General features: G+C 39.7%; 24 protein-coding genes. 3 read left to right on the plus strand and 21 right to left on the minus strand.

Annotation, left to right across the window (positions count from 1 at the left end; genetic code table 11):
* Positions 1–3 precede the first annotated feature (3 nt).
* The 3 genes from QNM16_RS00115 to QNM16_RS00125 are packed head-to-tail and all read left to right on the plus strand — an operon-like array spanning position 4 to position 3404.
* Positions 4–1308, plus strand: a complete 1305-nt coding sequence (locus QNM16_RS00115; protein ID WP_284018566.1) for a DUF4910 domain-containing protein — start codon at positions 4–6, stop codon at positions 1306–1308.
* Positions 1308–1970, plus strand: coding sequence for a class I SAM-dependent methyltransferase (locus tag QNM16_RS00120; protein ID WP_284018567.1), 663 nt, complete (start codon positions 1308–1310; stop codon positions 1968–1970). The genes QNM16_RS00115 and QNM16_RS00120 overlap by 1 nt, the downstream gene beginning before the upstream one ends.
* Positions 1971–2024: 54 nt before the next feature.
* Positions 2025–3404, plus strand: coding sequence for an FAD-dependent oxidoreductase (locus QNM16_RS00125; protein WP_284018568.1), 1380 nt, complete (start codon positions 2025–2027; stop codon positions 3402–3404).
* Here the strand turns inward: QNM16_RS00125 and QNM16_RS00130 are convergent.
* From QNM16_RS00130 to QNM16_RS00230, 21 genes are all read right to left on the minus strand, one after another.
* Positions 3383–4216 (minus strand): AAC(3) family N-acetyltransferase, encoded by an 834-nt coding sequence (locus QNM16_RS00130; RefSeq protein WP_284018569.1) that lies wholly within the window; start codon positions 4214–4216, stop codon positions 3383–3385. The two genes, QNM16_RS00125 and QNM16_RS00130, sit on opposite strands and share 22 nt — an antisense overlap.
* Entirely contained in the window at positions 4213–4947 is a 735-nt protein-coding gene (locus tag QNM16_RS00135) for a hypothetical protein (protein ID WP_284018570.1), read from the minus strand. Before QNM16_RS00135 ends, QNM16_RS00130 begins: the two co-directional genes overlap by 4 nt.
* Entirely contained in the window at positions 4940–5197 is a 258-nt protein-coding gene (locus QNM16_RS00140) for a phosphopantetheine-binding protein (protein WP_284018572.1), read from the minus strand. Before QNM16_RS00140 ends, QNM16_RS00135 begins: the two co-directional genes overlap by 8 nt.
* Positions 5194–6651 (minus strand): AMP-binding protein, encoded by a 1458-nt coding sequence (locus tag QNM16_RS00145; protein ID WP_284018573.1) that lies wholly within the window; start codon positions 6649–6651, stop codon positions 5194–5196. The genes QNM16_RS00140 and QNM16_RS00145 overlap by 4 nt, the downstream gene beginning before the upstream one ends.
* The gene (locus QNM16_RS00150; RefSeq protein WP_284018574.1) at positions 6638–7360 is read right to left on the minus strand and encodes a nucleotidyltransferase family protein; all 723 of its coding nucleotides are present in this window, start codon (positions 7358–7360) and stop codon (positions 6638–6640) included. The genes QNM16_RS00145 and QNM16_RS00150 overlap by 14 nt, the downstream gene beginning before the upstream one ends.
* Before the next feature lie 2 nt (positions 7361–7362).
* Complete coding sequence (locus tag QNM16_RS00155; protein ID WP_284018576.1) at positions 7363–8826, minus strand: PfkB family carbohydrate kinase; 1464 nt, start codon at positions 8824–8826, stop codon at positions 7363–7365.
* On the minus strand, positions 8814–9701 hold the full coding sequence (locus QNM16_RS00160) for a sugar nucleotide-binding protein (protein WP_284018578.1): 888 nt from the start codon (positions 9699–9701) through the stop codon (positions 8814–8816). The genes QNM16_RS00155 and QNM16_RS00160 overlap by 13 nt, the downstream gene beginning before the upstream one ends.
* A complete protein-coding gene (locus QNM16_RS00165) occupies positions 9680–10741 on the minus strand; it encodes a Gfo/Idh/MocA family protein (protein ID WP_284018580.1) in 1062 nt (353 codons plus the stop codon). The genes QNM16_RS00160 and QNM16_RS00165 overlap by 22 nt, the downstream gene beginning before the upstream one ends.
* Positions 10722–12014 (minus strand): class I SAM-dependent methyltransferase, encoded by a 1293-nt coding sequence (locus QNM16_RS00170; protein WP_284018582.1) that lies wholly within the window; start codon positions 12012–12014, stop codon positions 10722–10724. Before QNM16_RS00170 ends, QNM16_RS00165 begins: the two co-directional genes overlap by 20 nt.
* Positions 12015–12024: 10 nt before the next feature.
* On the minus strand, positions 12025–13245 hold the full coding sequence (locus QNM16_RS00175; protein ID WP_284018583.1) for a DegT/DnrJ/EryC1/StrS family aminotransferase: 1221 nt from the start codon (positions 13243–13245) through the stop codon (positions 12025–12027).
* Positions 13246–13249: 4 nt separating this feature from the next.
* Positions 13250–13747: a WbuC family cupin fold metalloprotein gene (locus QNM16_RS00180; RefSeq protein WP_284018584.1), complete on the minus strand. Its 498-nt coding sequence runs from the start codon at positions 13745–13747 to the stop codon at positions 13250–13252.
* A complete protein-coding gene (locus QNM16_RS00185; protein ID WP_284018585.1) occupies positions 13747–14526 on the minus strand; it encodes an AAC(3) family N-acetyltransferase in 780 nt (259 codons plus the stop codon). The genes QNM16_RS00180 and QNM16_RS00185 overlap by 1 nt, the downstream gene beginning before the upstream one ends.
* A 96-nt stretch (positions 14527–14622) precedes the next feature.
* On the minus strand, positions 14623–15903 hold the full coding sequence (locus QNM16_RS00190) for a hypothetical protein (RefSeq protein WP_284018586.1): 1281 nt from the start codon (positions 15901–15903) through the stop codon (positions 14623–14625).
* Positions 15904–16202: 299 nt separating this feature from the next.
* Positions 16203–17222, minus strand: coding sequence for a radical SAM/SPASM domain-containing protein (locus QNM16_RS00195; RefSeq protein WP_284018588.1), 1020 nt, complete (start codon positions 17220–17222; stop codon positions 16203–16205).
* Between the two features lie 4 nt (positions 17223–17226).
* Positions 17227–18279: a zinc-binding dehydrogenase gene (locus QNM16_RS00200; RefSeq protein WP_284018589.1), complete on the minus strand. Its 1053-nt coding sequence runs from the start codon at positions 18277–18279 to the stop codon at positions 17227–17229.
* Positions 18276–19280 (minus strand): phosphotransferase, encoded by a 1005-nt coding sequence (locus tag QNM16_RS00205; RefSeq protein WP_284018590.1) that lies wholly within the window; start codon positions 19278–19280, stop codon positions 18276–18278. Before QNM16_RS00205 ends, QNM16_RS00200 begins: the two co-directional genes overlap by 4 nt.
* Positions 19277–19873, minus strand: a complete 597-nt coding sequence (locus tag QNM16_RS00210) for an HAD family hydrolase (RefSeq protein ID WP_284018591.1) — start codon at positions 19871–19873, stop codon at positions 19277–19279. The genes QNM16_RS00205 and QNM16_RS00210 overlap by 4 nt, the downstream gene beginning before the upstream one ends.
* Complete coding sequence (locus QNM16_RS00215) at positions 19870–20790, minus strand: transketolase family protein (protein ID WP_284018592.1); 921 nt, start codon at positions 20788–20790, stop codon at positions 19870–19872. The genes QNM16_RS00210 and QNM16_RS00215 overlap by 4 nt, the downstream gene beginning before the upstream one ends.
* Positions 20790–21590 carry a transketolase gene (locus QNM16_RS00220; protein ID WP_284018593.1) on the minus strand — a complete coding sequence of 267 codons (801 nt, stop codon included), beginning with the start codon at positions 21588–21590 and terminating at the stop codon, positions 20790–20792. The genes QNM16_RS00215 and QNM16_RS00220 overlap by 1 nt, the downstream gene beginning before the upstream one ends.
* On the minus strand, positions 21587–23056 hold the full coding sequence (locus QNM16_RS00225) for a GSCFA domain-containing protein (protein WP_284018594.1): 1470 nt from the start codon (positions 23054–23056) through the stop codon (positions 21587–21589). The genes QNM16_RS00220 and QNM16_RS00225 overlap by 4 nt, the downstream gene beginning before the upstream one ends.
* A 23-nt stretch (positions 23057–23079) precedes the next feature.
* Complete coding sequence (locus QNM16_RS00230) at positions 23080–23742, minus strand: class I SAM-dependent methyltransferase (RefSeq protein WP_284018595.1); 663 nt, start codon at positions 23740–23742, stop codon at positions 23080–23082.
* Between the last annotated feature and the right edge of the window lie 4 nt (positions 23743–23746).

Consider the following 23746-nt stretch of genomic DNA (forward strand, 5'->3'; position numbering starts at 1 on the left):
CGCGTGCAGTACCAAGAAACTGAAAATTTTTACAGCAACCTTTATGATGAGTTATTTCCCATCCTGAGATCTATAACGGGTCCTGGCTTGCGTCAAAGTTATGATATTTTTGGTCGCTATATGCCATTAGAAATTACTTCGCTTAAGTCTGGCACTAAGGTGTTTGATTGGCACATACCGCAAGAGTGGCATTGTGAGGATGCATATTTAGTCGATCCAAATGGTAAGACTGTGGCAGACATGAAGCGGCTAAATATCGAAGTATTAAATTACTCTGAGCCTGTAGACAGGGAAATTGAATTAGATGAACTTCAAGCGCACCTTTACAGCTTACCGGATTTACCTGACGCAATTCCTTACGTTACGAGCTACTACAAAAAAAGATGGGGATTTTGTCTTTCGCAAAATGAGCGCGAAAAGCTGGCCCCTGGAACTTATAAAGCGGTAGTTAAAAGTGAATTTGTGGATGGTACATTGGATGTTGCACAATCTGTTCTAAAGGGGCAGTCAAAAAAAGAGGTTATGCTGAGTTCTTACTTATGTCATCCCTCCATGGCAAACAATGAACTTAGTGGTCCTCTTGTTCTACTTGGTCTGTACCATAGGATCAAAAACTGGCCTCAACGACGTTATACGTATCGCTTTATACTAAACCCAGAAACTATTGGCAGCTTGTCGGTTTTACATATCCTTGGAGATCATTTTAAACAAAATATGGTTTCAGGTTTAGTCATTAATTGTATGGGAGGCGAGCCTGAGGAACTGGTATTTAAGCATAGTCGAAATGATAATGGCATTTTGGATAAGCTATTATATCATCTTAATAATTATGGATATAAACACGGTAATATTCCATTTAGTCCAATGAAAGGATCAGATGAGAGGCAATATAACTCACCTGGTTTTCAGTTACCGGTATGTTGTGTGAGCAGAGCATTTCATACGGGCTTTAAAGAATATCACAACTCTTTTGATACGAAAGAAGCCATGGGTATCAAGCCGCTCATAGACAGTATTGATAAGCTTGAGAAAATTTTCTTAGCACATGAACAGTGTGCAACATTGGAAAATACCAGTCCGTATGGTGAGCCTAACCTTGGAAGCAGAGGGTTATACCCCACTATAAGCATGGTATCTAAGGAAAGAGAGCGTCAAGCAACTGAGCTTAATGATATGAGAATGTTGCTTAATTATGGGGATAAGATGCACGACACGATTGATATAGCTAACCTACAAAATAAGTGCGTTACTGAGATGTCGAGCGCTATCGATAAGTTAGAGCAAAACGCTTTACTAGAGATGTTGTAATGGCGAGTTGGGAGTCCATTTATCAATCTGGTCAGCAATTAAATAAGTATCCATTTAGTGAGATTGTTTCGCTTATTTTTCAAATGAAAAAAAGTAACCAATCTTTAAAGGTACTTGAGCTTGGCTGCGGTGCAGGTAATAACATATATTTTATGGCCTCTGAGGGTATCCAATGTGCTGGTATAGATTGCTCCCCAAGTGCATTGCGCTTTGCAACGAGTCGTATAGAGGAGTCGCAGCTAACTGCTGATTTACGAGTTGGCTGTTTTACCAACTTACCTTGGTCTGCAAACTCCTTTGATTTGGTGATTGATCGCAGCGCTTTGAATTGCGTACCTAGAGAACAAATAAAAACCGCTTTACAACAAGTACATAGAGTACTGAAGCCGGGGGGGCGAATCTTTTCTCAAATTTATGCAGATAGCCACCCTGCTCACCATAGTGCGCTTAATACTTCACCTGAATTCAGTAAGGGTATGCTTCATGAGGGCTTTCAAGATATTGATGGCCTTTTTTTTGCATCTGCATTAGATATAAAACAGTTGTTTGGTCATTTTGTGAAGACGTCTGTCTCCTTGAATAAAGCAGAAACACTTTCAGGAAGAATCACATCTGCGCAGTGGTCTATCATTGCCTATAAATCTGACGTAGATCAGAGCTAAACGATTATTTTAAGGCAGTATTAACTAAATCAGGTATTAGGTTCAGAGGCAAATATGCAAAGTAAAGCTGTAGTGGTCGGTGGTGGTATATGTGGTTTAATGGCTGCTTTACTGCTGAAACGTAATTTTGATGAGGTTACGTTAATCGAGCAGAGTAACGAGGTCGGCGGTTTGTTTCGTTCTGTTAAGGATGAGCATGGTGCATTTTACGATATGGGCTCACATATCCCAAATGCAACTGGTATTGAAGAATTAGATGAGATGTTATTTGGTGCACACTCTGAGCGCACCGAGCATTGGAATGTCATTAAAAAGCTTAAATCGGGTAACTATTTCGGTGGTTCTTGGGATCTTACTTCTCCGTTTGCAAATAGTAAAAATCTACGTGAAGATGTTTATTTGAAAGGGTGTGGTGAGTTGATTCAAAGCACGAATTTTTCACAAGAGCGCCTGATTTTGCCTTATTGTACTGAGACGTTAGGTGAAACATTTACCCATCATATAATTCGCCCAATTTTAGAAAAATTGTACGGTCGACATACTGATTTATCACAGTTGACTATGGGAGCTGGGTTGTTTGGGTTTACCCGCATTTTGGCGTTTGATGAAGATGTGGCGAATATGCTTAAAGAGTTGCCTGTTTTCGATTCTAAACTTGGTTATCAAGCTGAGACACACTTTAAAGCGCGTCAGAAAAAAGATGCATCATCGACGCCAGATTACTTTTATCCGACATCGCAAGTGGGGATTCAGTCGTGGGTGGACTATCTAAAGAAAAAAGTGGAACAATCGGGTGTTGAAATACGCTGTAATTGTAAAATCGCATCTTTAGAAACTCGTGGGCGTAAAGTTGAAAAAGTGTTCATACAGGGTGATTCAAAAGCCATTGAATGTGATTTGCTGTTTTGGAGCGCGCCTCCTTTCATTGCTCTTAAAGCTCTTGGATTGCCTGTGGTATCCAATAAACCAGAATTGCGTACAGCAATTGTGTTTCATCTTAATTTGAATAAAGCCCTATTAAATCAGCAATCACATTACTTATGGGTTTGGGATAAATTTAGTGATATTTTCCGCCTTACTTTGTATCCAAATTTAAATCCCAAGAGTGATTTTCATACTTTGTCCGCTGAAATATTGTGTCGTCCCGAAGAGGTTGATTCTTTTCAATTGAGTATGGTTGTTGAGCAGTTAAAAGAAATGGAAATCATTGCTCCTGAGGCTGAATGTTTAAGTCATATTAAGCAGGTTATCCACAATACTTTCCCTGTTCCAACTCTGGAGTTTGAGGAAAATAACGATAAGAATTATCTTACTCTTGAAAGCAGTATAGATAATATTATTATTTCTGGTCGCTCAGGTGGCAAACAGTGGCGACAAGCTGATGTACTCGTTGCCGCCTATAATGAGATAAATCAGTACTTATTGGCTGAATAAGGTACTTCCTTGCCGTCTTCAAAGCGATAGAGCTCGTGGGGGCGGCAATTTAGAAGTGCAAATTTGTCATTTAGAGTTATATCTTGTACAGCATTAAATAAATCAGCCATACGTACAGCATATATAAATGAGCGACCTAACGCACTTTTTTTCATAACGCCTTGCTCAAGTAACGCTTTCTCAAGCGGAGAGTAGTTTTCTCTGTAAGCGTTGTTTAGAGGAAAGCAGAAGTGGTAAAAATTGTCTCTAATGACTTGTCCATCAGTAAGAGTAACTTCGCCCATAAAAGGTTTATTGAAACGATACTTAAGCCCTAACATGGCTTCTATTTGAACAACAACGGTAGCTACTCTTAGGCCAATTCCTTGCAGGATAAGTACACAGTCGGACTCTACCAAGCGCGAAAAAGTTGAATTATCACCAAATGCAAAAAACTCTGGTTGTTCAGGTTGGCAAATGGTTTTTGCGTCAGGGCCTATGCCACATACAGAAAACATCGGGTGCCCAGAGCGAACAACATCTTTACGGTTTCTAAACCATTCTGGCCAATAGCCTAAAACCGTTTTTTGAACATTTAAATCAGCTTGTCGTGTCCGAGGAAAGTCATAGTTAAAGCAGGGCATGAATACATTGCCCTGTTCACCAATCACGTCTGTAAAGCAAGATAAGAATGTAAGTGGAATATCTTGCGGTGTAACATTCTGTATTTTTCCTAAGGTAAACAATGAAGAGTGAATAAACACACTATCACCTTGACCAATACCAACATCGACTAAGGTATCTTTAATTTCCTGCACTGAGGTTGTTTTCATAAGAAGTCTTCTCCTCCAAATGCATTTTTCACTTCGTCATAAATATCATCAATCCGTTGAGAGAATGCTTTGTCTTTCCAAGGTTTACCAGAGAGGATCATCCATTCATATTTAGTAATAAACTTTTTCAATTGTTGTTCGTCTAATGTATTGATGTATCCGTTCATTTTTTGTTTTAGTCTGTCTACTAGCTCTTTTAAGCAGCGAAAGACAAACACCACTTCAGGGTCTCGAAGAAGCGGTTTTAGGCTAATAGAAAGCTCTCGCTTTATTCGCTCAGATTGTTCCCTTACAAGTGTACATTTGTGGTCTGCATCTGGGTCTCGATAGAATAAATCCATGAGTGCGGCATATTCAAAGTCGAAAATAGTTCCTGATGCATCAACAACAGGGAAGTAAGGATATATTCGACAGATAAGCGGTCTGTGTCCATGCGGTTCGCACATACCAGCACAATTACATGATAATAGGTAAATACTAAAAGATTTACCGTTAGAAAGATTAAAAGTACGCTTTTTGGGAGGCTCAGTGATATTCGAAATGCCACCAATAGATTTGTAATACTCGTATTCTTTTTCTAGAAGAGGAAGTGATACTCCATTCTTGTCTAGAATATTGAAATGTTCACCATAAAAGTTTTTACAACAGTACCCACCACATGTTTTCCAGCACTCGGGTGCTTTAACATATTCAGTGCTGTAAATTTGTTGCCAGTTTACTTTATTAGGCATGTTGCTTTTCGCTAAGTAACTTTACTAAGCCATTGATAGCAGTGAATGAGACTGGATCTGCCTCTTCAAAGTCTATGTCAATTTCAAATGTGTTCTCTATATTCATAAGTAATGTGATGAAATCCATAGAATCTAACAGGCCGGCAGTAATGAGGCTTTCGTCTTTGTTAATGTTATCGATTGCTTCTTCTCCGTGCTTTTCAGCTAGAGTTTGATAAATCGTCTCTTCAATTTTAGTTGCTAAGCTCATATATTCTCCAACGTAGCGTGCAGCACAAGTTTGTCAATTTTACCATTAGAATTCAATGGCATGGTATCAAGCCATATGACTTTTTTGGGGATCATATAACTGGGTAATTTGGACTTTAAACTAGTTATTAATTGCTGTTCAATATTTTTATCGGCCTGACCACAAATAAATAAAGCGATAAATTGTGGTATAGCTTTAGGGTAAGCAATGCTCTGGACTAAAGGGTTGTTCAGTAGAGCTTTACTCACCGTGTCTATTTCAGCTAGCTCTACTCTATAGCCTTGAATTTTAACCTGATCGTCTAGCCTAGAGATGTATTCAAGCTCACCTAAATCGTTGTGCTTAACAACGTCACCTGTGTGATAATATGTTTTTTCTTGATGACATTTGATTGACTCTTGGGTCTTGCGTTTGTTGTTTAGATAACCACAGAACACCTGCTCTCCAGAAATTAGCAGTTCTCCTTGAGCGTCTGCTACCATCGTCATATGTTCAAATGGCTCTCCAATTGGAACGTAACTGTGAGCATAGGCTCTGGTAGAGTCGAAAACATGCTGCGAGCATGCAATAGTTGCCTCAGTAGGTCCGTATAAGTTAATCACTTTGCTATTAGGCGCAGCAAGTTGAAATTGTTTGGCTAAGTCGACGGGAAGCGGCTCACCACAAAATAAACTAAAGCGTAAAAGTGGATAAGCATTTTGTTTGAGCATCCCTAGTTTAGCCATAATTGCGGCCGTTGAAGGAACACTAAACCAGACCGTCAGTTCATGCTTTTTGATAAATTTACCTGGTGCAAGCATGGCAACTTCGGGTATCACATATAAGCAAGCACCGCTGAGCCATGTGATTAACATATCGTGGATGCTTAAATCAAAAGTAGGGTCAAATACTTGGCTGACTTTATCCTGGTAAGTCAAACCAAGGTACTTGGTCATATAATTTGAGTAGCTAGCTAAGTTAGAGAAGCTAATTGGTACACCTTTTGGCGAACCTGTTGAACCAGAAGTAAACATGATATATGCAAGGGCATTGTTTTCTAGTTTTTCTACTTCAATAGTCATTTGTAGAGAAGCTTCAATAAATGCTGTGTCGATAGCACAAAATGTTACATGTGGTAGATACTGAATCAGTTGTTCGACAATATCAGCATATGATGGTGAGTAAATAATATGCTTTAAACCACTCTGTTCAATAATTGATATTAGTCTCTTTATCGGAAACTTTACACCCAATGGTATAAAGGTTCGGTTTGTGATTATGCAGCCAAACACTGATGCAAAATATTCTATATTTCGATAACTTAAGATGCCGATTTTAGCATTGTCTTTACCGAGCTGGTCGGCGATTGCGCAAGCAGCTTTTTTCAGCTGTTCATAAGTATAATGTTGGCCATCTACAAAAAGTGCATTGTTTTGCTCTTTTGGTGTTGTCAATAACTGTTCAGATATCTTCATTATTTGGGTGCTTTAAGATAGATTGCAAGTTTTCATATGCACTTGGTGTACCAATATCCACATACATACCAGAAGTTTTATATGTATATAGATTGTTAACCATCAAAGGTACTATATCTAGACTAATTTCGTAAAAGTGACCTTGGGTGAAGTGTGTGCAATATTTGGTATACACATGCTCAGAAAAAATAAACAGAGCGCCGCTAGCTAGATTCCCTGGTGGGTTATCGACTTTTTCGTGAAATGCTTTGATAACACCATGACTAGAAAGTTCAACTATGCCACATTGCTTGGGTTGTTCTGTGTTAAAAAGTAGAAGTGTAGCATCGCATGGTTCAGGCCTTTGATTGTGAGCTATCAGCATATCATCGAGTGTATCTTCGCAATAATTGTCAGCATGGATGACGAGGGTAGTGTCATCTTTCCAAAAGTCTTTGTTCGATATAAGTGTACCGCCAGTTCCAAGCAGCTGCTGTTCTCTGACTAGGGTTATTCGCGAACGATAAGGGGATTGTGAGATAAACTGCTCGACTTGCTCTGCAAAATAGTGAACATTTATCAATATCTCTTTAATGTCTAATGCCACAAGTTTTTTGATCCATAAACCAAGTAACGGCTCACCGTTGATTGGCACAAGGCATTTAGGGATTGTATTTGTGATCGGTCGTAAGCGGGTACCTAAACCCGCGGCTAAGAGTATTGCTTTCATGTTTACTTAAATGACTCTGAAATGGCTTGCTCTAACATGTTTATTGAGAGGGGAGTATTACCTAATGACCCAACTTGACAGGCAGCTGCTAAGCTACCAAGGTAAAATGCTTCCCAAGGTGAGGCGTTGACGCATAACGCCAAAGAGCTTGCTGCCAGGAAGCAATCTCCTGCGCCTGCTGGATCGACTGCATTACGATTCAGTGCCGGGAGTTTATCATTTTCCCAGCTGTTGTTGAGGTGGTTAGGTACGTGGATAAAAATCCCTTCGTCTCCTAATGTGATCACTAAGTTTTTTGGCTTTGCTCTGTGAGTTAGTTTATCTGCAAGTATTACTAACCCATCATCAGGGTTGTTTAAAGCCACTCGAGTTTCTCGCTCTGTGGGTGTTATCAGATCCATATTGTGATATCGGGATATGTCACCAACTTGTGATGACGTTTGGCTATCGGCGACTACTTTGATCCCGTGCTTTTGACACAATTGTGCAATTGCTTCAACGAGAGGCTGGGGTAATACACCGTAGTTGAAATCAGAAAACACCAGCAGATCAACTTTGTGAATTATCTTTGTAATTTTACCTAGAATGTCATTTTGTAATTCTTTGGCAATTTTATGTTGCCTTACTTGATTGACTCTCAATAGTGTTTTGTTTGATGCTCGATAGCGTGTTTTGAGTGGTGTTGGTCTAGTCGCATCTATGAATAGTTCATCTTCCACACTATATTTAACGATTTTCTGCTTGGTATATTCACCTGCGCTATCATTGCCAATCACAGAAAAAAGAGAGACTTTTTGTGCACCTAGGGATTTAATATGTCCAGCTGTAATGGCTGCTCCGCCTAAAAACTTTTCTGTTTTATTTGGCGTCATGACAATCGTGGGATCTTCTTGTGACATACCCACAGCTGTCCCTTGGATATACTCGTCAACTATCACTTCTCCAATCACGAGCACGCTGAGATCTTTCACTTGATTTAAGACAGATTCTAAGTTTTCAGGTTCAACATTATGTCGTTTGGCATACTCTTGCATTTCAGAGAAATCAAGATTGCTCGTGATGCGACTGCGTTTCTTTATATACTGCTCAGCGTTACTTTCAAATTCACCCGAACCAAATATGAGTTTCCCCCCATATTTATCGAGTGTTAATTGCTCTGGGTTGTCACGGCATTCAAACTCTTTTCCTTTTACCACTGCATAGGGCTTAAGTTTCTCCACAATAGCTTGTGCAGAATCACTGGTCAAAAAAGCATGGTCAACACACTCTAATGAAGTCACCATTTCCAGTCGGTGCTGCTCATTAACACGACTTTTTACTTCCATTGCACTATCTGTATTTACCGCAACGACTAATTGATCACCACATGCTCTAGCAAAGCTCAGTAACCGAATATGTCCTGGATGGAGTACATCGAAATTGCCTTGCACCAATATGCACTTCTTAGATGCGTCTATTTGCACCATGAATACAGCCCTTTTTGAATGCATGTTTCAACATCTGTAAACTTAAAGTCATCAAAAATAGTTGAATTAATCATTGTGGTATTGAGTGGCCTTTTCCCTGAGTTATCTAATTCAGAGAATTTAATATCCGTGATATGGCTATTTCCAATATCAAGTGAGGAGGCAAGCATATTGGTCAAATCAAGGCGACTAAAGATCTGTGGATTGCAGAAGTTATAGGTTCCTTTTCTGCGCTCACTTATCAATTTCTCTACTGCTGAGACGATATCTGAAATCGCAGTAGGGTTAAAAATGAGGTCAGAGGCGGCTTTGACTTCATTACCTGATTTAAGTTGTTTTACAATGTCATTGAGTATGGTGCCATCTTGTCCAGCTTCGCCTATGATTTTAGCAAGTCTCAGTATGCAACTATTTCCATGTGTAATGTCCATAAGGCGAGATTCTAGTTCACGCTTTTGCACACCATATTCGGAAACAGGTGCTTCTTGATTGTTATCTGCATAGCCACCTGTTCGACCTGGAAAAACATTATCTGATGAAATGAAAATGATCGGGATCTGTTTATCGTAAAGTGAGCGGATCAGATTTTCAGTAGCACTGACATTGATAGCAAAACTTTCATCTGGGTTAGAATTGATGTAGCCGATATTGGTTAACGAAGCACAAATGATCGCAACATATTTGTGGCTGGTTTGAAGCTTCAATATGTCTAAGTGGTCTTCAACTAGATCAAATTTAGTCAGTTGGGCTTTCTCGTTACTGGAGTAGGTACCAATTGTGTGTTTATCTTTGGTATAAAAATGCTCAAAAAGGTGTCCGCCAAGCAAACCACTGGCACCAAAAATAATGGGGGTTAATTGCTGAGTTTTTTCCATATATCCTCTGCTAATTCAATATCTACTAATGCTTCTTTGGCGCTGATTATGCTATCAACTTCTATGTTTAAAACACTTTCTATAAATGTAGTTGCTTGGTGTTTAAAAGCCCAAGACCAATCTACTTGGATTAATGTACTTTGAGATACTTCCGCATTTTGCTGTAGTTCAATTGTTGCTGGAACATTTCGCAATAAAGCCGGAGGCAGAGTGACAATAAGCTGGCCTTTCTCAAATATAAAAGTACATTTCTCTTGCCAGTTTTTCTGTTCAACTTCGCCTGTCTCTAGCGTAATTAATGTATCATTAACACGCATGACACACACATGTGCTAATGGTGAAAGTGTATTGAAATATTCTACTGTTGGCTTACAGCCCATAAAGTGGCGAAGGAAGTTAAGCAAGTGAGAGTGAACATTGACATAACGTGCAAAAATAGGCTTTTGCTCGTCATTTAAAAAGCTAGGAGCAAAATTTGCTTCGTTGACCATGTTAGGTCTGGCTTCATTACCATGTATATAGCCCGCAGCCTTACAGTAACTATCTCCCATGTAACATTGAGCACTGACTTGCAAAAGGTTGCCAAGAGTAGAGTTCGTCAATAGATCATCAAAGATACTTTTGGCTTTTACTACACCAGCATCACATCGTTTCATGTAACCGACGCAGTAGACTAAGCCGCGTTGTTCAGCCAGTTGTACTAAATCACTTGCAATGTCACTATTTCCTGCCATTGGCTTTTCGCTGAAAACATGTTTACCTGCGAGTAAGCAATCTTTTACTATATCTGCGGTATGTGAGCGTGCAGTCACAACGATTACCGCATCTATTTGTTCATCATCAAGTAATTCTTGATGAGAGCTATAACGATGTGGGATGTCATATTTATCAGCAACTTGATTTAACAGTTTTGGGCGCAAATCAGCGATTGCGTGAAGTTGGCAATTGGTTAATTGCGCATAGTTTTCTATATGCGCAATTTGACCAATAAAGCCTGCACCAATAAATCCTAAGCGAATTTTATGCGATGAAGTCGGCATAGTTATCTTTATTTATTAATTGAACTGTTGGCGTTAGAGTTAAGAACTGTCCGCCATTATTGAGATACTCTTCGTGTTTACGAATAATTGCCTTAGCGTGTATCCAAGCAAGGATCACAGTAAGTTCAGGTTGAGTTTCGTTGATAGTTTGTGTGGGCTTAACCTCTATCAGGTCACCTGGTGTATATAATCCTACTTTTTGTTTATGGTCATCATAGATTTCACTAACGTGCTCACCAATTTCAAATTGAGTTAATAGCATTGGCCCGCTGCGTGCGGCGCCATAACCGGCAATGACCCCACCGTTGTTTAACGTGTTTTTGACGATATTTGCAACGTCGGCTTTCATGCTATCAAACCGAGATACAAATTGTTCCATAGTGGCTAACTCGTGAAGTTTACTTTGCTCTTCATCTTTAAGCATTGCTGCAACAGAGGGCTGGGGTTTTCTTGGGCCACCTTTATGCTGAGCAAATCCAATGATTGATCCGCCTTGGATAGACACATGTTCTACATCAAACACCTCTAACCCTTGTGCTGCGAGGAAGTCGACCATGGGGCGCAATGAGTGATTACAAAGGTGTTCGTGAAAAATAGTACCAATTAGCATCTTGTCTATAATATCTTTTAAGTAAGATACTTCGAAAACAAATACTCCATCGTGATCTAAAACTTGGACTATACCTTTGAGGAGATCAATCATCTCATCTGCATGCGCAAATACGTTAAATGCAGTGACTAAGTCAGCTTTACCGTACTTAGTTTGGATTTCATGGCCTTTATTTTCGGTCATTAGGTCCGCAATGGTTTCAACGCCTTCACTTGTTGCTTTGGCTGCTATCTCAGTGGCAGGATCAATTCCCAATACTTTAAAACCTTTCTCTTTGAAACACTTTAAAAATGTGCCGTCATTACTGCCTACGTCAATAACAAATTGCTTATTGAATGGACCATAGTCGCTCATGATCTGTTGAGAAACATCTTTAAAATGATTAACTATGCCCTGTGTTTGCCCAGAATGGTAAGTGTAATCTGACCATAGGTATTCAGGGTCGATCACATCTAATATTTGAACATGACCACAACTATTACACATATAAAGGTCAACAGGGAATAAAGGTGTTTTAACGCCCTTTGGCTCAGAGACATACTTTTCTGCAATAGGAGTTGGCGCAAATGGGATCGCCAAGGTTAAATCTGTACTCAGGCATAAACGGCAATTGCTTCTGTGCTGATAATGGCTTTTACTATCTTGTTCAAGACATTGATTCATATTAATTCTCTTACATTTCTGTGCTAGTACTATTGAGAAAGTAACTTTCGACTTTCATCATTGCTTCAAAAATAGCTTCTGCGGTTTCTTCTGTGTAATTTTCGTTTAAGTAAATGTTAAACGAGCTATCACGCGCTATTTGAGCATTAGGGGTATGTTTATATTCAGTTAAATATGGTTGTGCCCAAGGCCATTGAGAGATGACAAAACGGTAATGTGGATTAAGCTCAACGCCCTCAGCTAACAGTGCATCACAAAACTTTTCTTTGTCTATTTTTGCATCTTTTAAATAAACAGTTAAAAAGAATGGAGATGTGCCCTCTATAAAGTTAGGAATTTGGCACAGCTGGGAGGACTGCATCAATGTAGTGATCACCTTGCAAAAGTTTGCTCTTTTTTTAATGGTATCATCTAGCCTATTTAGAGATGCGACTCCAATTGCACAAGATAACTCATTTGTATTCCAATTAAGCGCTGGAAAAAGATAAGCCTCTGCATTGCGTTCTTGATAGTCAGGGCTTTCGAAATCTTTGCCACGATCTTTATAGGATAGGCACTTGTAATGTAGATCTTTATTTGTCGTGTAGACTAACCCACCACTCCCGCCAGAGGCTAAGCTTTTACGATACATTGTTGACAGAGCGCATATGTCTCCAAAAGTTCCTAGCTTTCTACCATTATATTCTGCACCAGGTGATTGAGAGCAATCCTCAATTAACTTTATTCCTCGTGCTTTTGCATGTTTGGCTATATTTTCAATATCAGCATTTATTCCTGCACAGTGAACGAGCAAAATGGCACTGGTTTGTGGAGTTAAGACTTTTTCTATTTGTTCCCAGCTCGTGTTGAGGCTGTTACTTTGTGTGTCTGCCAAAGATACCTTAAACCCTTGTAATACAGCAGCATTAAAGGAGCCTGGATCAGTAATAGGAGACATAACAATATGACTATTTGGGGGCAATTCAAGGGCTGCAATAGCAACGTATAGTGCGGCTGTACCTGTTGCAACCGCAACGGTATAGCCCCCGGCCATATAGTCACTAAACATGCTGCAGTATTGATGCTCGTATTTTCCATAATAACCAGGATCATTGTCTTGGCTAGAATAAAACTCGACGGCACCATTAAGTGCACGGACTTCTTCATCACCAAAAGCGATTCTCTTTGGCATGGCTTTTTTGATGGACTTCTCTCCACCGAAGATCGCTAGGTTTTCTCTTTGTTTCATCATTAATTTATAACAACAATTTTAATTGTTCATAAAACGTAACCAACCCTTCTTTGTCTTCTAGGCTAGGGGCCCATTCAGGGGTGATCACATCAGAGGCTTTATCATAGGGGCCAACTAGAGTTTCATGATAAACTACAGTTTCGCTTATGCAAATTGGTAAATGCCATGTATTTCCTTCAATTCTTTGGAGTTTTGCTTGGTTACCACTACAAGACTGTCGAATTACTTGAGTCACTTTGCCAGTGTTATCAAAAATGAATGTCGCCAACTCTCCAGAGATGATGTGAATCGACTCACTTTTTCCAAGAGGGTGTTTATGAGGTGGAAAAATAGCATGTTTGGTAAGTGCTATTACCATCTCTTGGATTGGTGCACTGTTGTCATGATGCAAGCAAAACCGATAGTGCCCTTGTTCTGACTCGATAGCATGTTGCTCAATGTGGTTGATACTTTTGTTATCAACAGACACAACGTCCAGGTTATTGAAATACGCGACAGCCATTATTTGATTTCCGTAAGGTACGAATGACAACAATAGGTTGCGAGGAGAGACTTTTTAAACTCAGAATGGAGGATCTCAGAGAGTTTATTCACATTGATTAATGTAATATCACATCCTTCATACTGAGATAATACAAGCCCGCCGATCTTTGCGAGTTTTCTACCAAACTGGTGAAAATCTCTTGTTCGTTTGGTATGGCGTTTTAGCGCATACTCGGATTTAACACCTGACGTATCACTAAGGTAATATGTGTTGTTATCTAGCTTAAGAAAAGCGTCTTCATTATATATTTCTTCAAATACATGTATATACGTACAACTTTCCAACCCGACACCAATTAAGAGTATGAATGACGATTCTCTCAAATCTGAGTGTTCTATTAACCCATAGGGGCTATTCGATGAGCATGGACCAGAACTAAGATGGTGGCTTTGTGTTAGATAAGCAGCGTTAACACCGGTGGCAGCGACGGAGTGAGTAGGGTGTAGGCTACGATGTGCTGCATACTGAGTTCTAAAAATCTCTGTTAAAATACCTGTATGTGATGGCGTTGATGATACGTCAAATGTGTTATTAAATTGATTGACTGTTCGCCATGTCATCGTAGGCATAATAACATTGCCATGTGATAAATAATTGGTCAAAAAGTCACAGACTGCCTCAGCTTTTACACCAGCTGTACTTAACTCTCTCAATGAGCTGTGCACCATGAGCGTACTTGAACTCTGTACCCCCATTGATTTAAATAGTGTACTTTCTAACCATGATTCAAATGTCATCTAGTGCTCACTCCAAAACTACTACAGCCACTGTTTAAAATAGAAATATAAGACTTTAAATTAGCGTTGCTAATTTCCATAAATTGCATTTTAGCTTCAATCGGCTGAGGTATCTGAGAATTCATTTTCAAACTCTTCAAATGATGAGGCTATATTCTGGTAGTTTTCCTCACCCCAAAAAACGCGTTGATTGAGGCTATTTCTAAATTCAGGCTGTTCTCCAATAAAGAACCCTCCTTTTTCAACGGTCATTTTGCTGGTGGCAAAGTGATCTTCATTAAACGTTCGAAACACTATCGATGGGCAAGGCTTTATAAAGTAAAATAAGTAAGCAGGCCCTGTTGGAATAGAAAAGTTAAGGTATGCTCGCTGATACAGTGCGACCCTTACTGTCAAGTCCATTGAAGCTAATGGAAACTGCTCAATATGCTGTAGTTCTTCAGCTATTGGAGTTGTTGATTGATAGGTATCACGAATTATAATTGGGTAATACTTGTCTGTGTCTAACTCAGCTAAAAACTGAGACCAACCATCTGATGAGCTATTTCTCTGTTCATGCGAGTTATATTCACGCATGGTGATTGTGATAATTTGTTTATCACCACAGTGATGTTTTATATAGTTGTCAACAAGTCTTTTTGCTGTATCTGGTGCTTCTAGGTGCGCAATACAAGTCCCTTTTCTTGTTTGCTCGATGATTTCTTGGTATCCCATTTGCGTAATTGTGTTGTTCAAAGAGAAGCCCTCAGGGAAAACGGTAGCGCTTTTTCCTAGTAGACCGTCAAGTTCCTCACGAGCATTTAGGTAGCTGATCCCTGTGGTGGACTTTATGCACTGAAATAGAGGGTTAAGGATATGATTGACACGCCAATTAACCTCATCTTGTGTGTGCATTGAATGTAGTCTTATATTTTGACTAAAGTTCCTTTTTGGTAAAACAACAAAGTGAAGGTGCTTTTTACCTAATTCAATACGTTTTGCTTCAGCTAATACGACAAAGTTAGTGGCGTCAAATGTTGCGATTGAGCTTCCCAGATCGTAGATCGCATAGAGAATGTCATCTTTTTGACATGGTGGAATAATAAAGTCACATGCGCTCTCTATTGTATTTTTTGGCATGTGAAAGAAGAATATTTGCTCAATATGAAACCCAATGGATAATAATGAAGACACAATATCGTCAACAAAGACGGAGCAAATTACTACGTTTCGGTTTTTATGTTCAGACAGCTGCTGAAGTGAAAGAACTGGCTGCTCTTGGTAGCTTCCATTCCCGTCAGTTGTTGCGATGATATGCTGACCGTCTAACTCCTTATACAGGATGTCGGTTACGCCATTAATACCGTAGAGAATGACGTCAGTAAGGCCATTATTCATATAGACACATGTTCCTTAATAAGTTTTAAAAGCAAGAAGTTGTATTCCATAATCGTTCATACTGCAAAGAGGTTAATTGAACTGCGACCCAAAACGCGAGTGGGCAAATACTGTGACCGAAGTAGCAGCCAAACTAATTTAATAATTAGCTTGTCGTTACTCGCTTGTATATTATTTAAACAGGTTTTCGTTATAGAAAAACCCCTAGGCAAAGAAAATGAAGCAGAGTAAGTTATTCCAATACTCTTTTGGGCGAATAAATCGCTTTTGTGAGCGTTGTACAACATACTCTGCATTGGCTACTCAACCATCTTAACTTGTATTTGCTGAGCCTTATCGTCTCGGCTATGACGACAGTTTTCGCGCCAATTGTTAAGTTTATGAATATCATTGTAAAAGGTGTACTCAGTTGAGCGCCTAATTAATATGTCTCCGGTAACTTCCTCTGTGTAGTCTGAAGAGGACCAGCGTTCGCAGGATTTACAAAATGGCACCTTATCCCATTGGGCTGTTTCATGGTAGTGCCTAATTTCATTAAGTTTATCACCATTCCAAACCCCTGAAACACCTTCTTCGATCACGTTGCCTACAACTTGATCTTTAAAGCCGTCTAGGCAGCATAGTGAAACATCACCATCAGTATGAATAGCCATGGTAGAGTATATTTCGGGGCAAGGTTTACGTTGACTGTGATCCACTTCCACATTAGGAAAGGTGCCTTCATCAAAAATCTCTCCGATCCTGACAAAGTCCACAATATTTACCCAGTAGTCAACGAATTCGTCAACTTGGTGTAGGTTGCAGTCTTGTTTAGTCAGTGAAACGCCTATTCGAGGTAACGGAGTATCTCCCCTAAGTTCTAAGAGATTGAACAAGTTATTTTTTATTTTGTCTAAATTTTTAATGCCTCGAACCTGCTCTAGTACCTCTGGTGTTGTTGCATCAACACTCACAGTAATACTATCTACTCCGATTTCAATCAGAGCTTGTGACATTTTTTTGTTCATCAGCAAGCCATTGGTATTCATCGATATATTCATATTTCTCATTTTCATACTCTTGAGATGTATCAATATATCTTTGCTCATTAGAGGCTCGCTCCAGAGCGTCGGGCCAACAGCGGGAGCAGCGGGCATAGCTTCATCAAGTATTTTCTTAGCATTTGCTAATGTCATACTCTTTTTTAGCATCCCTTTTAATTCAGGTGCATCTGGTTGTCCATGCACAATACACATTGGACATTTCAAATTACAGTCTGTGTACAGATCCATCAACATTCTTGGAGGTAGATGGGGCACCGGAATTTTATTATTACTCATACAATTACCTTTGCGCGATTTTTATCAAAGCTCTGACGATTTTTTTATTTTCCAAATCGTCAATTGCCTCGTTAATTTCGTCAAGTGTATATTCTTTACTGATCAGAGGTTCTAAGTTGAGCCTCCCTTCAAAATACATATCGGCAAAAAGAGGAATATCTTTATCTGGTTGAGCACCGCCCCCCCAGCTTCCTCGGATTGACTTGCCTCGGTGAAATGCATGCGGCTCTAACTGAATTTTTAAATCATCGCTTGGGTGAGAGGCAAAAATACATTGTCCCCCTCCGTCACGCACACTCTCAAAAGCTTGCTCAATTGTTTGTGTGGTTCCACCTGCTTCCAAACTATAGTCAACCCCGACTTGCTCTGTTAAGCGGTAGATTTCGGTTACTGGGTCCGTGGTTGTTGAATTGATGCAATGTGTTGCACCAAGTTGTTTTGCGAGTGCCAATTTATCTGGATTGACATCAATCGCAATTAACTTAGTGGGATTACTGAGTTTTGCAGCTAAAAGGGCACTGAGTCCTATCCCGCCAAGGCCAAATACTGCAATGGTTTTATTAGGTTGTGGCTTTAGTTCATTAAATACGAGGCCCAGACCGGTTGGTAGGGCGCAACCGAGCAATACGGCCAGTTTCTCGGGGAAGCCATTTGGTAACTTAACTAACCGGTTTTCAGCAACAATTGACTGCTCTGATAAGGTCGTCGCACTGCCTGAGTTGATGAGAAAGTCTTGATGTGGGTATTTACCACCTGGCGCATCAAGGCCTTGACCTTTTATCCAGCCAATAATGACTTTATCACCGACATCTACTTTGGTAACCCCTTCACCAATCTGAGTGACATAACCGACACCTTCATGCCCGAGTAAATGAGGTAAATATTTATCTTCTCCTCTTCCACCTCTTACTTCCATAAGTTGAGAGTGACAAAGGCCACTATAGAGGATTTCAACACGTACTTGCCCTTTGCTTAGTGAAGGAACTTTAATGTCTGAAATAATTTGTAAAGGTTTGCCGGTTTCGAAAAGTACAGCCGCTTTCATATGTGTTTTCATAAATATCTATCTAAAGTATTCAGCTTTTCAGGTATATTTGCAAAGTAACGTACGCTTTTTTTCAGCTGACTCTGCTTCTTTTCACTGATTAAGTTATTGTTTGATTCCAAGCAAGAATTGTTCCATGAAAATAATCTGCGCTTTTCTATATCTGGAATAAATTCATTGAGCATGATTAAGCACCACTTCATCAATGTTAGCTCGTATATTGTTCTGAATTCTTGCCTTCTCAGATTTATTTCTGAAAATATTGGACTCGCTATAAATTTTGTTATGTGAGAGATCGGGACTGGTATCGCGGGTTGAGCAAAAAAATCACTAAGTAGCTTCCACGCATTGTCACGACCTGCATATTCAAAATCGATGAAATGAATGCCTGTTGAAGCTTCGATGGCATTGTGAAATCCAAAATCAGAAGGCGACAATAATGTTTTGGGCAACTTGTCATGCCAAATAGGGGTTGCATGCTGTGCTATTTCTTGCGTTCTGCTTCGAATTGAGTTTAGTAAAGCATGTAATTGATTATTATCATCAAGCTCTAGATTGTTAAATCTTGTTAGGCGCTTTTCAATGATTTCTATAAAACCATATAAAGTCTCTGGGCTCTCGCTGGCCTCTGGCAGTGAATCAATAATATTATTAGGATCATTGACGTTTTCAATAAACTCCAATGCCGCGTCAATATGATAATCTTTGAGTACCAAAATAGGTTGCCCTGCTATAAACGTATATAGAGCGCATTTGAGTATATTGTTACACGCAATTGGCTTGGCAGCATTGTGTATATCAGTCTTATTTAAATGTTGGGTAAAGACATATTCGTTTTGAAGTTTATTGAGCGAACGTGGTTCGTGTGGTGCAAAACATTTTAAAAAGAACTGTTCATTGAATGAATCTACGCGGTACCCTTGATTATTAGCGCCCCCATTTATCGTGGTGAGCGCAATATCATGATTGCCTAATGTGTCCTTTAGCCAAGCTAGTATATTTGAATCGATCATACAATTAATGCAGGGATCTGTGTCCAATTTTGAGCGAGCAAATGTGACGCGCAATGTGTTTTATTTGGTGAAAATAGGATACCTTGACAGTCATTAGGAAAGTATTCATGTAGTAGAATACTTTCTAAATCATCAATAAAAAAGTCACATGATAGGGACTGAATTATTTGCACCTTTTTATCTTTGGTCTCGTTAAAATAAACATGCTGTGGGTCAAAGGGGGCATTTGTGCAGTTTACGAAGCCATGGGTTTCGAGCCAACCTTTTGCCGCCTTATGAAAATTTACTTTGTCACCAATGATTGGGTATTTGGTTTTGTGAGACACTAAACGTAGCTCATGGCCTTGATTTTTGAGCTGTTGAAGTCGCACTAAACTGTCTGGATATGGCTTGGCTTGGGAAATTTGTTTTCCATAAACAATGCCTTGTAGCTCTGTCCATTTCGCTTCTCTATCTTGTGAAATAAAGAATTGCTTTACCTCTTCTTTCGAACTTCCAATGTGTTCAGGGATCCAGCCTAAGTTGAGTGCTACCCGATAAAATACACCCGTGTAATCAGCTATTGTATTGTCAAAGTCAACGCCAATGATCATAGTACACCTCGCTCCTTTAGACGTTCTGAGATCGCTGCTAGTGTCAAACCAGCTTTTGTTCTCGCATCTTCAGGGCTGTGAACTTGGTCAATAAATCGATCTGGAATACCAAATCGATGAACTGCCACTTGTGAGTTTTGATCATTGAAATATTCGAGCACGGCGCTTCCAAAACCACCCCTTTCATTGTGCTCTTCTAGAGTGATCACATGTTTAAAGCGGTCTTGGCTTGTCTGTAAGTAAGACTCATCTAGCGGTTTTACTGTATGGAAACTTACAAGCTCAGGACTATGTCCTGCTTCGATCAATGCTGACTGCAGCTCTTGTGCTAACGGCATTATCGTGCCTGTAGCAAGGATAGCAATTTGCTTTCCTTGTTGCATGATATGTGCCTTACCAAACTTTAAGTCAGGTCGAGTAGGGTGAACTTCAGGTTCATTCTTTTTACCAATTCTAAAATAGCATGGTTGGTTCAACTCAATAATTTGTGGCATGAGTATTTCCAGTTCCAACGCATCCGCAGGACAAACAATATTCATGTTCGGCAAAGAGCGCATCAATGCGATATCTTCGAAGGAGTGATGAGTTGGGCCAAGGTTTGCGTATGAAAGACCAGAGCCTGTACCAACAATTACAACGGGCTGATTTTGGTAAGCAATATCAATCTTAATTTGTTCAAAGTTTCTCGCTGTAGTAAATGGGGTTATCGTATAAATAAAGGGCTTGTGGCCCATCATTGCGCTACCCGCAGCCATAGAAGCCATGTTTGCTTCTGCAATACCTGCATTTATTGCCCTATCTGCTGCAAATTCTTTTAATGGGTTGAAAAGTCTATTACCAATGTCTGCGTAATACAGAAGCACTTTATCGTCGTCACGGGCTAGTTCAGTTAAAACTTTTGCGAAAGCATTTCTCATTAGACTGATAACTCCTGTTTTGCATCTTCAACTTCCTCTGCCTTTGGGATCCGATAGTGCCAGTTGTTATCATTTTCCATAAAAGAAATGCCTTTCCCTTTTACTGTATCAGCAATAATACATATAGGTTTATCGTACTTACCGATATCAGATAGGGCACTGATAAGTGCGTTTATATCGTGCCCGTCAATACGGATTGTATGCCATCCGAATGCGCGCCACTTATCTTCAAGTGGCTCTAAATGCATAATTTCGCAGCTTTCCCCAGTGCCTTGTAATTTATTAAAATCGACGATAGCCACTAGATTATTGAGGCGCTTCCCTCCAGCAAACATAGCTGCTTCCCAAATGGTTCCCTCATTTAGTTCACCATCACCTAATAACGTGAAGAAGCGGTTAGTTTTCCTTTGTAGGCGTGTGCTAAGTGCCATGCCAGCAGCCAAAGAAAGTGCATGGCCTAGTGAGCCTGATACCGTCTCAACACCTGCAGGAGAATGAATACCTGGATGCTCTTCAAACTGACTGTTGGTTTGGCCATGTTCATATAGTGAGTCGATAGAAAAGTAGCCGCGATAGGCAAGTGCCGTATATAGCGCGCTTGCAGCATGCCCTTTTCCAAGCAAGAAAAAATCACGCTCTGGGTTGTCAGGCGCTTTAGGATCTATATTCATGATCTCCCAATATAAGGAGACTAAAATATCTACACAAGACAGACAGCTCCCTAAATGTGGAGTTTTGGTTTTACTGGAAACATCACAGAGTGTATATCGAATTTGTGATGCGATTTCTTTGTACTTCATTCTATTATTACCTTAGCGCGTAATCCACCTTGTTGCTCAAGTCGGCGTAGTAAGCTTTCGTCCAATACCAAAACAACGTCTTCCTCTATGGTAGTTTCATTGTCAATACCAAGAGCAGGCAAGCCCCAGAATGTTTCGTTTTGATCCTTAGTGAGAATACGCGTTATATTTTTGCTCAATAATTCTGATGTTTTACACAAAATATCTAATTCTGTTGTGTTTCCAATTACACAAATACTTTCAGATCGCAGTGCGTTGATTCTTAGTGCCTTATCCTTGATTGGCTCAATCAAAAATGGCTCTAAATTCGCGAGCTTTAAGTGGTTAACAGTCTCTTTGGTGTACGTTGGAAATGCCGCCATCATTCCTTTGAGCACATAGCCCGCAAGTTTGTGGCAGTGCACAGCGTCGATATAGTTAGATATTGTTGGCAGTTTTTCTTCAATGTACGCTTTTGCTTGTTCATTACTCATTTTTTTGAGGCGAGAAGGGTATATATCTATTAAAATATCAAGCGTTGTTCTGAAGTAAGCAAGCACTTCTCTTAATTTTTCGTCACAAAAAGAATTCAAAAATTTATTAATAACAAAGTTTGGAGTATTAGGCATGTTGACGTGCATTAAATCTTTAACGTCGTGGTTAAAGCCTTCGTAATCTCTTAATTCATCCATCACGATTTCAAAGGAAGGAAAGTAATGCATGTTATCAACGGCGTTACTCTCAATCATAGAATCGATAGCGAGTCTTAATTTTGCTTTATCAATATTACTATTCAAAAGCCAATTGGTTGCTGCTGTTTTATCTAAATCAAGGATCTCATTGATACCAGTCGATAGATTGGCGTTCATCAACCACCCGTACCTCTGCGGAGAGACGGTAATAATAACTTGACACGAAGCATTAAGACTTTTTAACTGATGTAGGCACTGAGTTAAGTCACTGAGTACTTCTTCATATGGGCTCTTTATTACTTCGTATAGATCAGTAGGTAAGCCTCCACCGTGGCACAGAGTTAGTCCAGATGATTTGAGTTTTTGATATGTCGCATTACCTAAAGTAAGAACGATAAAATCAGCTTTCTCAATACGCTGCTTCATTTCCTGATTTGATTGCCTTAGAAATGAGCAGAATTCAGCTAGGTTTTGTCCTGGCTCAGAAACATACCTAGTTGCAACCGACTTAAACTTTCCATCTTCAAGAGGAACGGTAAATTTCTCTAAGTCTTTCTCGGAAGCAGAGAGTTGCTCGAAGTATTGCTTGATTGAATTGGGTGAGTAATGAAAACTTTCTTCTTCAGAAAAATATGTATCGAAACCTAACCGCCATAGCCCTCTACTTACTGAAGATGCAAAACAACTCCCAAAGGTAACAAACCGCTTATCTAAATTGTCGATGAGATTGTAATGAGGCAAAGCTAAATTAAGGCGCTCATGGCTTGGGATGTTTCCCAGGAGTAAATTTTGCATGACTATTCTCCAGCTAGGTATGTTTATGGTATGAACCAATAAAAGTCACCGGTGTAACCATTATCCAAGAAAAATGTTTTCCAATCATCAACATGCATGATTGTTTTGGCTGTTAATGCCCACTCCAGCATACGCTCTTTTTCTTCATCGTTACGGTAAGCGTCTACAGTAATAAATGACTTACCACGACTTACTCGCTCAATTTCTTGTAATGCTAATGCACATTCATGTTCATCTAAGTTATGAATTGTATTAATTGACATGACGACATCAAAGCTATTGTCCTCATACGGCAAAGACTTGGCGTTGCCTTGCGTCAGTATGTTTTTAACTTCTTCTTTTGCATGTTCAAGGGCGTATTCAGAAATATCCAAGCCCTTTAGTTTTATGCCTGGGATCAATTGTTGTAAATCGTACAGCATGAACCCTTTAGCACAGCCGACATCGAGCAGACTACTTTGTGCAGATAAGCCAAAATGAGCTTGTAAATCGGGAACAACAGGTTGCCAAAAGCGCGAAAAATAACTAAACCCACCATAGCCATAGGTACGATCACCATCGAAAAAGTCTTTTCCATACTGCCTTGCAATTTCTCTGTCGGCTTCGGTAATCACATTAGCTCGACCTTTGGTGTCTCGCTTAGACTTAGGGTAATTTTTTAGTAGGTCTATTTCTTGTCCTAGCATAGCT

The organism is Pseudoalteromonas umbrosa (genome assembly GCF_030125375.1).
Taxonomy (GTDB): Bacteria; Pseudomonadota; Gammaproteobacteria; order Enterobacterales; family Alteromonadaceae; genus Pseudoalteromonas; species Pseudoalteromonas umbrosa.